Below are 15,269 nucleotides of genomic sequence, written 5' to 3'. Positions count from 1 at the left end.
TGATCGTCAATAGGGTATGCGATGACCGTCATCATCAGTTGGTAAAGAAACGGCGCTCACCAATCGCGCCGATCTGTATCCCCTCAATCACCAAAGAAGTTCCATCGGCGGACTCACGTATGCTGTCGAGTTCGTTTCGAAACTCCCATGCGGCATCTGCATCAGAAAAATAGAGGCGCATATCGACATGATTCTCTTCGTAAATGCGGTTGATGAGTTCGACGGTGCCGATGTAGTCCGTGAGAACACAAATTCTGAGCCAAGTCTCTTTCTTGACCTGATCCGTCGCCTCATCCTTATGGGACTCATCATAGACATGAATGTAGGCAGGATACTCGGTCTCCCCCATGAAAAGCGGCATCACATAGCTCATGGAACGCTGTCCTGGCTGCGGCGCCGCATTCTCTCCCTCAAGTGAGTGACGCATAGTCAGAGCCAGTGCTGCGACATCCCGCCCCGCACGTCTGTACTGCTCTGCTGTCATCCTGCGCGTCTTGACCAGATCTGCCATCTGCATAAATGCCCATAGGCGCGGGAGATCCGGCATCTGCTGCTCAAAAGCCGCTTGGCGAACAGTTCCCGGAATATTCTGCTGCGTCAGCTGGATGAGTTGCTGAAGCTGTTTTGCATCGCCCTCGCTCAAGATCTGCGTACGTCCGCTGACGAAGTTCTGGAGCAGCAGTGTCTCACGCTGGCTGAGGTTTTCATTCTGCAGCAGCACTCGTGCCAAATCACGAAGCGTACTCATCATCTGCGGCACATTCTCCATTGGACGCGTGATGAACTTCGGAATGATTGTCGGCGTCTCGGCCGTCTTTGCGGCATCTGAGCCCTGCATCGAGGAAGCTGGCGGCTGTGTCGCCGCTGTCTCCGCCCGCCCCGTCTGCGAACGGGCGGCCTGCTCCGTGCTCTGGGGCGTTTGTTTTACGGCTTCTGTTGTTCCCGTCCTCACCCCTTCACTAATGATCTGACGGGCAGAACTTAGTGTCCCGTCTGTACCTTCCTGCCCGCGCTGTGCCTCTGCCGCAGGCAGAGAGGACGCGGCATTTCCTTTCGTGCCGGTACCGGCTGCGGCAGTATCCGCCTGACGAAGTGCAGGGGCTTCCGTTCCCTTTGCCGACGGTGTAGAGGAGGCCTCCCCCTGTTTTGCCCCCTGTGCAATATTGTCGGCGGGAAGTTCCTCTGTGACAGCCGCAGTATCTGATGCAGCTGTGGCAGCAGGTGCAGGATTTTGCATTGCGCCCGCAGAGGGTGCTGCCATGCGTGCGTTCTGTCCACTTGCCGGCATCTGCGCCGCGCCCTCTTCTGCGGGGAGTGCTGCGCTTCCCTGCTGTGGTGTCGCCTGTGCCTCTCCTGCCTGTACCGGTGACTGCGTCCCTCCCGGCTGCGGCATTGTCTGCTGCGTCGCCGCTTCCGCGTCACGCGGCATCAGCAACTGAACCAGCTGATTTAAAAACATCATAGAGGAGGTACCGCCGCCGCTTGTCGCGGTGGGTGCAGCACCTGCGCCTGCATTCAGCTGAGAGAGGACGGTCTGCAAATCCTTCGGGAGGAGTTCGGCGTTTCCTGTATCAATCAGCTGAAATGCGGCTTTCGTCAGCATAATCGGCTCAAACGTCCCGCCCGCATCCTTGGCAACGGCATTTTTCAATGCCGCAAGCAGCGTTGCCACATCATCGCTGACACGGGGAACTTCGTTTGTCTCCGCCATCGTCCCCATCTGATTCAGCATACGTGCCATCGTCGTCAGCTGATCCGTCGAGAAGCGCTGACTTGCCGCTGTACTGCCAAGTCCCTGTGCAAGTGTGGACTCAATCGAAAAAGACTGCCGAATAATATTCCGTATGACCTCTTTGAGCTCCTGCGGAATCTGCTCAACATTCATCTGCTGACGTCCGCTGATTTTGGACAGAACATCCGCCATATGGTCAATCGCAGTCTCAATGGACACGTTGGTTCGTTGACTGAATGCCGCTGAGGCATTCTCCTGATCGCCGCGGCCTTGCACTCCTTCGGTCGGGCGTTCCGATGAAATCCGCTGCGGTGCGGAGACGGCAGCCGCCGCTGCAGTTGCATTTGCTTCAATCGGCACAGTATTCACAGCCTTTTCTGTTAATTATCATCGAGCGAATGGGCTCGAACGTTTTACGATGCAGTGGACAGATCCCATATTTACGTATCGCCTCGATATGTTCCCGTGTTCCATAGCCCTTATGCTGCGCAAATCCGTATACTGGATACTCCTTGTCATACGTCAGCATCAAGCGATCCCGCGTCACTTTCGCCAGAATCGACGCCGCCGCGATCGATGCGGATTTGGCATCCCCTTTGACGATCGACTGCGATGCCATGCGCAGACGTGGAAGCGCCACAGCGTCAATCAGTACCTCCTGCGGTGTTGGCAAAAGCGCGGCAACAGCATCATACATCCCTCTACGCGTCGCCTCCAAGATATTCATGCGGTCAATCGTCTCAGCGTCAATGAGCTCGACATGATAGGAAACAGCATCTGACACGATCGTTTCATAAAGCTCTTCCCGCACTTTTTCAGACAGCTTCTTTGAGTCGTTCAGGCGCAGAAGCAGGTACTCCTGCGGCAGGATCACTGCAGCGACAGCGACAGGTCCCGCGAGAGGGCCGCGCCCGGCCTCATCTATACCGGCGACGATGCAGTTCCCGCGCTCGGCAGCACAGCGTTCATACGAATACATTGCATAGAGACGCATACGCTCCTGTTGGGTGCGTTCATAGCGGCGAAGAATGGATTGGACGGATTTACGTACGTCACATTTGCAGGCATTGAGAAAATCCTCCGTCACATCTCCGCGACGAAAAACATCTTCTATTTCTTTTATCGTCATTTTCTCTGATTCCTTCACCGCACTGCTTACACGGACGGGATATGCGGCACGGCATCCAAGGAAATACGTCCTAATCTGCCGCTCCGAAAATCCGTCAAAATTACCTGCTCCGCCTTTTCATAATCAATTTTCCCGCCGGCACGGAGGCATCCGCGCTTTCGGCCAATGGCATCAAGCAAATTAGCCCCCTCAGGCAGAGGTTCATCCAGCCGATACCGCGTACACAGTGACTGCGGACTATCCTCTCTCAAACGGTTCAGGAGCAGCAATACCACACTTCCTACATCGTAAACATTGTCATTAATTGCCCCTGTAAATGCAAGATGAAGTGCCGCCTGCTGATCCTCGAATTTCGGCCAGAGGATGCCGGGCATATCCAGCAGCTCAAGCTGTGCGCCAAGGCGGATCCACTGCTTTGCGCGGGTCACACCAGGACGGTTCTCCACCTTCGTCTTTGTTCCGCCCGACAGACGATTGATCAGCGATGATTTACCGACATTCGGGATGCCTAGAATCATACAGCGTGCGGCGCGCGGTTTCGCCCCATGCTGCACCAATTTATCCGTTTTTGGCTTTGCGCACCGTGCAATTGCCTGTACGAGTTCCTTCGTTCCCTTCCCCTTCACGGCATCCACGGGAACAGCAGAAAGCCCTTCTGCGGCATAATACTTGACCCACGCACGTGTCACATTTTCATCCGCAAGATCCGCCTTGTTCAACACAATGAGACGCGGCTTACCGCCCACCATCTCGCGCAGAACAGGATTCGCAGAGCTCATCGGAATACGCGCATCGAGAAGCTCCACCACCACATCCACCGACTTTAGATTCTCCTGAACCAGACGCTCCGCCTTCCGCATGTGCCCCGGGTACCACTGGAGGCTTGGGATGTCGATAATGTTGTTATTTTCCATTATGACCTTTCTACGTATCATATTCGCCCATGATGAGATTATTTAGTTCGTATATAACATCTGCTGCTATATCATTTATTTCGGACTGTGATACATCCTCTCTACCGGAATTTGCCAGCTTAAATGCTTCTAAAGCACAAATACATTCTTTTAGATTATCAAACTTTTGGTCATACTGAAAGGAGTTATATTCTACAGGAGCAGTGGGTTGAATAAGATCAATACGTTCGACCCGTTTTCCATCGGTAAAGAAGAGCACTAAGCTCATACGTGAACACAGTTTTTTATCCGGCTTTGCTCCCATCCAATACCCAGCAATCGCTCCAACCGTGCCAAAGGCAAGCCCCCCTGCTGCAGCTGTCAACAGACTTCCGTGTTGTCCCTTTAATATATGATGATCTAAGATAATATCGTAATCTACAAAATTCTCGCGGCGATGCAGATGCTGGTCATCTTGATCATCATAATCAATAAGCTCCTCAAACGAATCATTAGGTATATGGATAATCTCTTCGTCTGCATCCCATTCAATAAGAGCAGGCTCATATTCGTCGAATGGAACCTGATATCTTGGTCGAAATGTATCCATGATTTGTCCCTTTCATTTATTTTTGTTTTCTCAGCAGGCAAACGTTCTCAACGTGCGAAGTCTGTGGAAAGAGATCCACCGGCTGAACTTCCTGCGCAAGATAACCGAGTTCTTTCAGGATGGCGAGGTCGCGTGCTAGTGTTGCAGGGTTGCAGGAGACGTAGACGATGCGCTGCGGCTTCATATTTGCGAAGGTGCGAAGGACGGTTTCGGTGCAGCCGACACGCGGCGGGTCGACGACGACGACATCGGGGCGAATCCCCTGCTTGTAGAGTGCAGGCATGACGGCGGTCGCATCGCCAACGATGAACTCGGCATTCTTTACATTGTTGTCGCGTGCATTTTTTCGTGCATCGAGGATGGCGGGCTGTACGATTTCGATGCCGTAGACCTTTCGCGCTTTTTGAGCAAGAAACAGCGTAATTGTTCCTGTGCCGCAATAGGCGTCGATGACAGTCTCTGTCCCATGCAGGTCGGCATAGGTGAGTGCCTGCTCGTAAAGGCGTTCTGCCTGTCTTGTATTGACCTGAAAGAAGGAGCGCGGGGAGATGTGGAAGTTCAGCCGCCCCAAAGAATCGATAATCGTCGGTCGTCCCCAGAGCAGCTGTGTGTCGCGCCCCATGATGACGTTGTTGCGATAGGTCTGGATATTCTGATGGACACTGACGAGGTTTGGCAGACGCTCGCGCATCATGCGAACAAAGTCCTTTGCGCGTGGGAGCTGCTTTGTTGCAGTGACAATGATCGCCATGAGATCGTTGCTGCGTCCGACGCGCCCGACGATGTGCCGCAGGACACCTTTGTGCGTGTCCTCGTTATAGACCGGAATGTGAAGCTGCTCTGCAATCTCGCGTGCAGCATTTGCAAGGTCGTTGTTCTCCGCACGCTGGATGTGGCAGTTTTCCGTATTGATAATCCTGTGACTGCCCTGTGCAAAGCAGCCAATCACGATCTTTCCGCTATTTCGTCCAATTGGAAACTGCATCTTGTTCCGATAGTTCCACGGTTCTTCTGCACGCAGCGTTTCCATCACGGGAATTTGCGGAAGCTTACCGATATGGATCAGTGCGTCTGCGACCTGTGCACGTTTTGTACGCAGCTGAGCCTCATAGGAGAGGTGTTGGAGCTGACAGCCGCCGCATTCCTCGTAGAGTTCACAGAGGGGGGCAACGCGATCGACACTCTCATGCAGGATCTGCTTGATGCGTCCGCGTGCATAGCTGTTCTTTACTTCTTCTATGATGACGGAGACAGTCTCGCCTGGGAGCGCATTCGGGACAAAGACAGTAAAGTTGTCATAGCGTCCGACTCCCTCCCCGCTTGTCCCGAGGCGGTCAATTTGAAGTTCATAGGTTCGCCCTTTGCAGACGGGAATCGTCTGCGCGGCTTGCTTTATCGCTTTTCTATGTTTCATCGCTCTGCAAACATCACCTTTTCAAATAGTTCCATCGGGTGTGTCAAGAGAATATCTGCCCCATGTGCCACGAGTTCCTCCTCTGGTCGGAATCCCCAGAGAACGCCGACCGCAAATGCTCGTGCATTGCGTGCTGTGTCCATATCCACGTCTGTATCGCCAAAATATGCGGTCTGCTCTCCCGTAACCCCAAAATTTCTCATGATGTGAAGCACCTTTTGCGGGTCGGGCTTACGCGGCAGTCCTTCCTGATCGCCGATGATTTCCTGAAAAATACCGTGCGGGAAAAGCGTCTTCACAATCATCTCTGCCGCAGACTGATGTTTGTTCGTGCAGACTGCCATCGGAATACCGCGTCGTCGTAGTTCCTCAAGCATCTCCATAATGCCGTCGTATGGCTTCGTCTTTTGGAGCAGATTTCGCGCGTAGCAGTCCTTGTACTCAGACATAAATTGCTCCACAAAGATCGTATCCGAAGCGTTCTCCTGCGGGAGAATGCGTTCCATCAGCTTTCGTGTGCCGTCTCCGACAAAATAGCGATACGCCTCCACCTCATGCACGGGAAAGCTGTGTGCGCGAAGTGTGGCGTTGGCACTGTCCGCCAGATCGTCCAGTGAGTTGACAAGTGTTCCGTCCAAATCAAATACAGCGGCTTTATAGTTCATGGAAATGCCCCCTTTGACAAAAACAGCCTTTCCCTTTCGGAAAAGGCTGTTTGTCTCAGCCGAGTTTTTTTGCCAAGAGTTCGTTGACCATCTGTGGGTTCGCCTTACCCTTGGACTGCTTCATCACCTGTCCGACAAGTGCACCGATTGCCTTTTTGTTGCCGCCCTTATAGTCCTCAACGGCTTTTGTGTTCGCTGCGATGACCTGATCGACAATATCCTCGATCTCCTTTGTGTCGGTGATCTGGATGAGCCCCTTGTCCGCAACGATCTTTTCCGGTGCATCGGGCGATATCCACATCTCCTTGAATACGGTTTTGCCGATCTTCGAGGAAATCGTGCCCTTCGAGATGAGCAGGATCATCTCACCGAGACGCTTTGCATCAACGGGTGAATCCTCGATCGTCTTGCCCTCTGCATTGAGGTTCTTTGCGAGATCGCCCATCAGCCAGTTTGCCGCGAGTTTCGCGTCCGCGCCCGTCGCCGTAATGGCATCGTAGTATTCCGCCATCGCACGTGAGCTTGTAATGATGCCCGCATCGTAAGCGGAAAGCCCCGCTTCATCCATCAGACGAGCACGGCGAGCGTCTGGCAACTCGGGAAGCTCCTTGCGGATCGCCTCGATCTCCTCCGCGCTCGTCACAATCGGCGGCAGGTCAGGCTCCGGCATATAGCGGTAGTCATGTGCCTCCTCCTTGCTGCGCATGGAGAGGGTGATGCCGCGCTCTGGATCCCATGTGCGCGTTTCCTGAATGATATGACCGCCGTCCTCGAGCACCTCAGTCTGTCGCTCGATTTCGTAGTTGATGGCATCCTCAAGTGCCTTGAAGGAGTTGATGTTCTTCATCTCCGTGCGTGTGCCCAGTTTGTCCGAGCCGACGGGACGCAGAGAAACGTTGATGTCTGCGCGGAGATTCCCCTCCTCCATGCGGCAGTTGGAGACATCGATGTACTCCATGATCGTCTTGATCTTCTCCATGTAGGCACGCGCTTCTTCCGCCGAGGACATATCCGGCTCGGAGACGATTTCAAGCAGGGGCACGCCCGTACGGTTGTAATCCACGTTGGACGAGGAGGAATCCTTGATCGTCGTGCCGGAGTGCACGAGCTTCCCTGCATCCTCCTCCATGTGGATGCGGGTCAGACGGATGCGTTTCTTGCCCGCCTCCGTGTCAATATCCACCCAGCCGTGCTCAGCAATCGGGAGGTCGAACTGTGAGGTCTGGAAGTTCTTCGGAAGGTCGGGATAGTAATAGTTCTTGCGGTCGAACTTGCTGTACCCGTTGATTTCACAGTTGGTTGCAAGCCCTGCCTTGATGGCGTAGTTTACGACCTGACGATTGACGACGGGCAGGACACCGGGAAGCCCAAGGCAGACGGGACAGACATGCGTATTCTGATCTGCGCCGAAGCCCGTCGCACAGCCGCAGAAAATCTTGGTCTTTGTCTTAAGTTCACAGTGAATCTCAAGACCGATGACGGTTTCGTATTTCATGCCTTTCCTCCAATCGGTGCCATTTTTGTATGGAAATCATGTGCCTGCTCATAGGCATATGCCGCACGCAGGATCGTCTCCTCCGCGAGCGGACGTCCGATGATCTGCAGTCCGATGGGAAGTCCCGCTGCGGTAAAGCCACAGGGAACGGAGATACCGGGCAGCCCCGCAAGGTTGAGAGGCACGGTCGAGATATCCTGCAGGTACATCTGCAGGGGGCTTGTCATCTCACCAATCTTATAGGCGGGGGTCGGTGCGGTCGGCGTCATGATGACATCGACCTCCTCAAAGGCACGCATGAAGTCCTGCTGAATGAGCGTCCGCACCTTGAGTGCCTTGAGATAGTATGCATCGTAGTAGCCCGCAGAAAGAGCATAGTTGCCGATAAGGATGCGACGTTTGACCTCCGCACCGAATTTTTCCGTGCGCGTGCGCGTCATCATGTCGACGAGATCTTCCCCATCGACGCGCACGCCGTAGCTGACACCGTCATAACGCTCGAGGTTGGTCGCCGCCTCTGCAGGTGCAATCAGATAATAGGTGGAGACGGCATAGTCCGTATGCGGCAGGGAGATTTCACGAACCTCTGCCCCCATCGCCTCCATATCCGCAATCGCCTTGCGGACGGATGCCTCAACCTCCTGATCCATTCCGTCGATAAAATATTCCTTCGGGAGTCCGATCTTCAGCCCCTTGACATCTGCACGGAGTGCCTGTGTATAGTCGGGAACATTGGCGCGGCTGGCCGTCGAGTCCATCGGATCATGCCCTGCAATTACGTTTAGGAGATGGGCTGCATCCGTGACATCACGCGTAAGCGGTCCGATCTGATCGAGTGATGACGCATACGCCATCAGACCGTAGCGAGACACGCGCCCATAGGTCGGCTTCAGTCCGACAATACCGCAGAACGATGCGGGCTGACGAATCGACCCGCCTGTATCACTGCCGAGTGCCCAAATTGCCGTTCCCGATGCCACGGCAGCGGCACTGCCGCCCGACGACCCGCCGGGAACACGTGCCGTGTCCCAAGGGTTGTGCGTTGGCTGAAAAGCGGAGTTCTCCGTCGAGCCGCCCATGGCAAACTCATCGAGATTCGTCTTTCCGAGAATGACGGCGTCCTCTGCGTGCAGCTTCGTCATGACCGTCGCATCATAGGGCGGAACAAAGTTCTCCAAGATCTTGGACGCGGCTGTCGTGCGTACACCGATGGTGCAGATATTATCCTTAACAGCACCCGGAATCCCTGCGAGGAACGGAATCTTCTCTCCTGCGGCACGTTTTGCATCCACGGCATCCGCCTGAGCAAGCGCACCCTCGCGTGTTTCCAGAAGGTATGCGCCGACATCGCCCTCTACGGCATCCATGCGCGAAAGCACATCCTCGGTCAGTTCACGGGCGCTGATCTCGCTGCGCGCGAGCATATCGTGCAGGACATGCGCCGGTTTTTCATATAGACTCAAAACAGCCCCTCCTTACCCTTCGAGTACCTTCGGCACTTTGAAATACCCGTCCTCCTGCAGCGGTGCATTCGAAAGCGCCGCCTCGTTGGAAAGAGACGGGCGCACCTCGTCTGTGCGAAAGACATTCTCGATGGGCAGTGCATACGTCGTCGGCTGCACATCTTGCGTATCAACACGCGAGAGATTATCCACGTATGAGAGAAAGTCTCCCAGAGACGCCAGTGCCTCTTCCTTTTCCTCGGTCGGAATCGAAAGACGCGAGAGATGCGCGGTTACCCTGAGATCCTGTTCCGTTACCTTCATAGACTCCACCATCTTTCCATGCTTCGGGAAGCACTGATAAATGCGGTACGACCATCCGGCACACCTCGTTTTATCAGCGATTCCCTTAGTCGCAGTTTCCTTGCTATTATAACAAATCACTTCATCGGTATCAAACGGAAATCACTACACCTGCGGCGGACGGATAAAATCTGCCGAAAGTGCGAGCAGAATCTCCCGCAGGAGCTTGAGTGCCGTTGCCGTCGATGTACCGCTGGCGTCAAGCGGCGGCGAGAGCTCCATCATGTCGCATGCGACAACCCTGCATCCACGCACAACGGAGAGTGCCGCCTTCATCAGTTCGATAAACGTGACACCGCCTGCCTCCGGCGTTCCCGTACCGGGGAAGACGGAGGGATCGAGAACGTCGAGGTCAATCGTCAGATAGACAGGACGTCCGTGGAGGCCGGCAATCACATCTGAGAGGCCTGCAAAGGTAAATGGATGGAGATCCGTATGCCCTGCCCGTGCCCACTGCCATTCCGCACGTTCGCCGCTGCGTATCCCAAACTGATGGATGCGCCCATCGCCGAGCAGATCCCACGCACGGCGGATAACGGTCGCATGGGAGAGTTTGTTGCCGAGATATTCTTCGCGCAGATCAGTATGTGCATCGAAGTGAATGACGGAGAGATCGGGATATCGCTTCGCCGCAGCTCCGATTGCGGGGAGGCTGACCAGATGCTCCCCGCCGATCAGAAAGGGCAGCTTTCCGCTGTGCAGGATCGCCCCTGCGCGCTCCCTGATCATCGCCAGTGCTCGTTCGGTATCGCCAAAGGGCAGCTCCAAATCCCCCCCGTCAAAGACGCGTGCATCCTCGAGATCGAGTTCCTGATACGGGCTGTACGTCTCCAGTCCGTATGACTCCGCCCGCATTGTACGGGCAGCAAACCGCGTACCAGGACGATAGGAGGTCGTCGAGTCAAACGGCGCACCAACGAGGACGATATGGCTCTCCTCATAGGTGTTATCGCAGCCGAGAAATGTTTCAACGTTGCGGTTCCACATCTTCGAGTATCTCCTCCACATAGTTCGGCAGAGCAAATGCTGCTGCATGAAGCTGCGTATTGTAGTAGCGCGTCCGAATGCCGAGTGCCTTCCATCGTGCAAAATCGACGCCCTCCACGGGGCGGCGGTTCTTGGATGAGAAGCCAAACAGCCAATGCCCCGACGGATACGTCGGAATATGCACCTGATAGACGCGGCTGTATGGGAACGAATGAACAATGCGCTTGTGCATCCGCTGCATGGCATAGGCGTCCTGCTCGTAAAAGGGGCTTTCATGCTGGTTGATCATGATGCCGTCAGCTTTGAGCGCCTTGAAGCAGTTGCCATAAAACTCTTTGGTGAACAGACCCTCTCCTGGTCCGAACGGATCCGTCGAGTCCACGATAATGAGATCGTAGACATCGACCGGTCGGCGCACAAAGCGCAGCCCGTCTTCACAGTGGATGCTCACCCGCGGATCATCCAGTCCTGCCGCCGTCGACGGCAGATATTCACGGCAGACATCGATCACCATCGCATCGATCTCCACGAGATCGATATGCCGCACCGACGGGTAGCGCAGCAACTCCCGTACCGTCCCTCCGTCCCCGCCGCCGATCACGAGAATGTTCTCTGCCTCCGGATGCACACACATCGGTACATGGGTGATCATCTCATGATAGATGAACTCATCCTTCTCTGTGAGCATCATATAGCCGTCAAGCGTCAAAAATCGCCCGAACTCGGGCGACTCGAATACGTCAATGCGCTGGAACTCACTCTGCCCGCTGTAGAGCTGACGATCTACGCGGATGGAGAACCGCACATTCGGTGTATGTTCTTCCGTATACCAAAATTCCATAGCCTATCTCTCCGTCATTACATTGAGACGCTGTATACTCATATCCTCCGGCCCTGTGATCTGACAGCCTTTTTTCTTCGCATAGCGGATGTAAGTCAGAATCTCGTCTGTGATCTCCTCTCCCGGTGCAAGGATCGGGATGCCGGGAGGATAGCACATGACAAACTCTGCACAGATGCGTCCCTTCGTCTCTTGGATGGGCAGGGACTCCTTCTCCGCATAGAACGCATCCTGCGGACCGCAGACGACCACGGGATCGATATACTCCATCTTGAGCGTCTTGGAGGGATCCTTGCGATAGTTCCGACGGATCTCCGCCAGTGCCGCGACAAGCCGCTCAATATCCTTCGGACGGTCGCCGACAGAAACATAGGCAAGCAAGTTTGCGATATCCCCGAACTCGGTCTGTATGTCATAATCATCGCGCAGGATGTCATAGACCTCGATGCCGGCAAGCCCCGTTGCACGTGTAAAGATGGACAGCTTCGTCGTATCGAAGTCATACACGGCATCACCGTCGATCAGCTCACGCTCATAGGCATAGTAGTCTCCGATCGCGTTGATCTCATCACGGGCATAGGCGACAAGTCCAATAATGCGGTCGATCACTTCACGGCCGCGCAGTGCCAAATTGCGGCGGCTGATATCGAGACTTGCGAGGAGCAGATACGAGGCACTCGTCGTCTGTGTGATATTGATGATCTGATGGACATATCCGAGCGGCATCGTATTCGCACAGAGAAGAATGGAGCTCTGCGTCAGCGAGCCGCCGGACTTGTGCATGCTGATCGCGGCCATATCCGCGCCTGCATCCATCGCCGCCGTTGGAAGCCGATCACTGAAATAGAGGTGCGTACCGTGTGCCTCATCGACCAATACCTTCATCCCGCGGGCATGCGCTTTCTCCGTAATGGCACGCAGATCCGAGCAGATGCCGTAATAGGTCGGATTGTTGACAAATACCGCCTTGGCGTCCGGATGGCGCTCCATCGCGGCTGCGACATCGTCCGTGCGCATCCCGAGCGCAATCCCAAGCGTATCCTCGATGCCTGGATTGACATAGATCGGCACAGCGCCGCAGAGAATCAGTGCATTGATGGCACTGCGATGGACATTGCGCGGCATGATGATCTTGTCGCCGCGTCCTACCGTCGATAGGATCATTGCCTGCACTGAGCCCGTCGTCCCGCTGACCATGAAAAAAGCATGGGCGGCACGGAATGCTTCTGCCGCCAGACGCTCTGCATCACGAATCACTGAGACTGGATGGCAGAGATTGTCGAGCATCTTCATCGAGTTTACATCGACATCAAGACAGGCAGCCCCGAGGAACTCAGCCAGCTCCGGATTGCCGCGGCCACGTTTGTGCCCCGGCACATCGAACGGAACGAGGCGAGCCCGCTTCATCCGCACAAGCGCCTCCTCAATGGGCGCATTCGTCTGAGAGAGATAGGGCATTACTCCTCCTCCAACAGGAGATGGGAGACCAGATCATCATAGCTGTAGGCGGCCGCATTTCCCTTGCTCGTCACCCAGCGCACAGCCTCCGTCACATCTGGCTCTGCCGGACTTCCCGCATGACGGTAGGACGGCAGCACGAGAACATCCCGCGCCGCAGGCGGAAATCCGCTCCGCTCCACGACGAGATCCAGATACTCCGACTGCGGCGTATTGTTCAGATAGTCGACTGCTTTATTGTAGGCGCGGTACATCGCCCGAACGGATTTCTCCTTATCCTGAAGGGCGGACTTGGAAAAGACGATTACGCCCGGGTTGATGCCGAGATCACCCGAGCCGATCACATAGTGGCTGCCCGATGCCGCCGCGACGCTCGCCATCGGCTCCGGCAGAACTGCCGCTCCGAGATTTCCGCTGCGGAGCATCTCAAGGCGTACCGGGATCTGCGGGATAACGACCTTTGCGACATCCTCTTCACGCATTCCGTTGGCAGCGAGAATCTCGTCCGTCACATACTCGATGATCGTGTTCTTGGAGACGGCGATCTCCTTGCCGCGCAGATCGGCAGGAGATGCAATCCCCGCCCCATCGGATGCAACGAGATTGTAATTGCCGTCTGTATAGGAAACGGCGCGGACATCGAACCCGCCGGAACGGGCGAAAATCACAGCCAGAAGGTCAGACACAGCCCCATCGAGATTTCCGCTCTGCAGTGCTGCATCACGATCCATTGCACTCTTGAACGGCTGCAGCTCTACCTCGACGCCTTCCTCAGCAAAGTAGCCGCGTTCCGCTGCGATAATGAATGGTATTGAGTCCGTATCGGGCATCAGCCCGATGGTCAGCTTGGGGAGCGGCGCACTTTTCTCCTGCACAGAAGATCCACATCCGCCCGCAAGAAACAACGTCAGACAAAATAGGCAGGCAAGAATTTTGCTCATTCTGTATTCCCTTCTGTAGGCATTTCACTGCCGTGTTCCTTCGCCATGTGCTCACACAGATAGCGCAGTGTCCACAGCGTATTGTACGGCGTAATGGATGATTTGTAGGTGATATGCGGAACGCCGGCATCCTCCACGACACGAAGAACCTGTGTCAGGCGCTTCCCCTTCACCGCATCCAGCAGCATCACACGATGCGGAAACGAGAACGTGCCGCCCTCCTGCGCCGTTTGCTTCAAAAAACCTTTGCGCCCGAGGAGACAGCCGACCTTATCGTGCCACGCATTCGGTGAAAGGATCTGAACGTCCACCCCCATCGGACGCAGTACACCTATAATCAGCGCCGCCTGATCCGCGGGAAACTGATAGAGCAGAACACGCTCCTTGCTGTTCGCCATGACAAGTCCTCCATCATTTCACAGAGAGACCGCGCATGAGGAGATATGTCACGAGTTCATCCAGAGAGACCTCCTCTTCGAGCACCTTGCGGTCAAGAGATGCACGCAGGCTCTTGGGCAGGCGAACTGTAAGAAATCCATTTGTGATAGAATTGACGGCCTCGTTCTTCGACGTTGTTTGCTGTGCCGCGGGCGCTGCCTTCGCCTTGGCTGCCGTCTTCTTTGTCTCCTTAAGTGCAGGTGACTTCGGTGCAGCCGCCTCTGCCGCGTGTCCTGCCGCATCCTTCTTCTTCGCCGCAGCTGCCGCGCGCTTTTTCTGCTCGCGTGCCTTTCCTGCTGGTTCTGCATTCACTTTCGCATTATTCTTTGCTGTCTTTTCTTCTGCTGCTTTCTTCTTTGTCACGATCTCCTCCGTCTTCTTTTCCTTCTTTTCCCGTGCCGACTTCTGCTCCTTCTCGGTTGGCGGCGGATATACAAAGAACTCGTTGTATGCGTTGCGCAAGTCCTCACTTGCCTGCTTTGTTCCAATACCGATGATGTACGATGGATCCTCGGAATTCAGTGACTCAGCAATACGTACAAAGTCGGAATCCGTCGTAATGATAAAGTACTTGCGCACCCCCTCCTGATAGAGTATCTGTGCCGAGTCATAGAGCGCGGAATCCAGGGAATTTTTTCCCAAGAAGGTACGGCTGATCTGCCGAAAAGTAAAGTCCGGGGACTCCATGAGCCGATCCCAGCGCTTCTGATCCGGATGCGCCTCCCAATCCGAGACGACAATCATGCGGCATGGCTGGTAACGCTGTGCGATGTCAATGGTATACTGAAGCATTTCAATCGGCGCATTCTCTATGTCGTAGAGAATCGCCACGGTATCACTGCTCGAATCGAGCATCCTATC

Annotated in this window: 15 protein-coding genes; all 15 read right to left on the bottom strand. The window is 55.0% G+C overall.

Features of this window, described 5'->3' with window-relative positions; all coding sequences use genetic code 11:
* Positions 1–34 precede the first annotated feature (34 nt).
* On the bottom strand, positions 35–2,092 hold the full coding sequence (locus tag HMPREF0908_RS00360) for a hypothetical protein (RefSeq protein ID WP_006689415.1): 2,058 nt from the start codon (positions 2,090–2,092) through the stop codon (positions 35–37).
* The gene (locus tag HMPREF0908_RS00355; protein WP_006689414.1) at positions 2,082–2,861 is read right to left on the bottom strand and encodes a ribonuclease HII; all 780 of its coding nucleotides are present in this window, start codon (positions 2,859–2,861) and stop codon (positions 2,082–2,084) included. The genes HMPREF0908_RS00360 and HMPREF0908_RS00355 overlap by 11 nt, the downstream gene beginning before the upstream one ends.
* A gap of 26 nt (positions 2,862–2,887) precedes the next feature.
* Entirely contained in the window at positions 2,888–3,775 is an 888-nt protein-coding gene (gene ylqF, locus HMPREF0908_RS00350; protein WP_425358102.1) for a ribosome biogenesis GTPase YlqF, read from the bottom strand.
* Between the two features lie 10 nt (positions 3,776–3,785).
* Positions 3,786–4,364 carry a hypothetical protein gene (locus HMPREF0908_RS00345; RefSeq protein WP_006689412.1) on the bottom strand — a complete coding sequence of 193 codons (579 nt, stop codon included), beginning with the start codon at positions 4,362–4,364 and terminating at the stop codon, positions 3,786–3,788.
* 16 nt (positions 4,365–4,380) lie between these two features.
* A complete protein-coding gene (rlmD, locus tag HMPREF0908_RS00340; protein ID WP_006689411.1) occupies positions 4,381–5,778 on the bottom strand; it encodes a 23S rRNA (uracil(1939)-C(5))-methyltransferase RlmD in 1,398 nt (465 codons plus the stop codon).
* Positions 5,775–6,443, bottom strand: coding sequence for an HAD family hydrolase (locus HMPREF0908_RS00335; protein WP_006689410.1), 669 nt, complete (start codon positions 6,441–6,443; stop codon positions 5,775–5,777). The genes rlmD and HMPREF0908_RS00335 overlap by 4 nt, the downstream gene beginning before the upstream one ends.
* A 55-nt stretch (positions 6,444–6,498) precedes the next feature.
* A complete protein-coding gene (gatB, locus tag HMPREF0908_RS00330) occupies positions 6,499–7,938 on the bottom strand; it encodes an Asp-tRNA(Asn)/Glu-tRNA(Gln) amidotransferase subunit GatB (protein ID WP_006689409.1) in 1,440 nt (479 codons plus the stop codon).
* A complete protein-coding gene (gatA, locus tag HMPREF0908_RS00325) occupies positions 7,935–9,401 on the bottom strand; it encodes an Asp-tRNA(Asn)/Glu-tRNA(Gln) amidotransferase subunit GatA (RefSeq protein ID WP_040572269.1) in 1,467 nt (488 codons plus the stop codon). Before gatA ends, gatB begins: the two co-directional genes overlap by 4 nt.
* Positions 9,402–9,413: 12 nt before the next feature.
* Positions 9,414–9,704: an Asp-tRNA(Asn)/Glu-tRNA(Gln) amidotransferase subunit GatC gene (gene gatC, locus HMPREF0908_RS00320; RefSeq protein WP_040572268.1), complete on the bottom strand. Its 291-nt coding sequence runs from the start codon at positions 9,702–9,704 to the stop codon at positions 9,414–9,416.
* 144 nt (positions 9,705–9,848) lie between these two features.
* Positions 9,849–10,730, bottom strand: coding sequence for an agmatinase (gene speB, locus HMPREF0908_RS00315; RefSeq protein WP_006689406.1), 882 nt, complete (start codon positions 10,728–10,730; stop codon positions 9,849–9,851).
* Entirely contained in the window at positions 10,711–11,571 is an 861-nt protein-coding gene (speE, locus tag HMPREF0908_RS00310; protein ID WP_006689405.1) for a polyamine aminopropyltransferase, read from the bottom strand. Before speE ends, speB begins: the two co-directional genes overlap by 20 nt.
* A gap of 3 nt (positions 11,572–11,574) precedes the next feature.
* Entirely contained in the window at positions 11,575–13,029 is a 1,455-nt protein-coding gene (locus tag HMPREF0908_RS00305; protein WP_006689404.1) for an aminotransferase class I/II-fold pyridoxal phosphate-dependent enzyme, read from the bottom strand.
* Positions 13,029–13,970: an ABC transporter substrate-binding protein gene (locus HMPREF0908_RS00300; protein ID WP_006689403.1), complete on the bottom strand. Its 942-nt coding sequence runs from the start codon at positions 13,968–13,970 to the stop codon at positions 13,029–13,031. Before HMPREF0908_RS00300 ends, HMPREF0908_RS00305 begins: the two co-directional genes overlap by 1 nt.
* Complete coding sequence (locus HMPREF0908_RS00295; RefSeq protein ID WP_006689402.1) at positions 13,967–14,368, bottom strand: DUF3783 domain-containing protein; 402 nt, start codon at positions 14,366–14,368, stop codon at positions 13,967–13,969. The genes HMPREF0908_RS00300 and HMPREF0908_RS00295 overlap by 4 nt, the downstream gene beginning before the upstream one ends.
* A gap of 13 nt (positions 14,369–14,381) precedes the next feature.
* Positions 14,382–15,263 (bottom strand): NYN domain-containing protein, encoded by an 882-nt coding sequence (locus tag HMPREF0908_RS00290; protein WP_006689401.1) that lies wholly within the window; start codon positions 15,261–15,263, stop codon positions 14,382–14,384.
* Between the last annotated feature and the right edge of the window lie 6 nt (positions 15,264–15,269).

It is taken from the genome of Centipeda flueggei ATCC 43531 (assembly GCF_000160695.1).
In the GTDB taxonomy this organism is placed as follows: domain Bacteria; phylum Bacillota; class Negativicutes; order Selenomonadales; family Selenomonadaceae; genus Centipeda; species Centipeda flueggei.
Note: the sequence above shows the minus strand (reverse complement) of the source record. Positions and strands in the feature narration are given on the sequence as shown.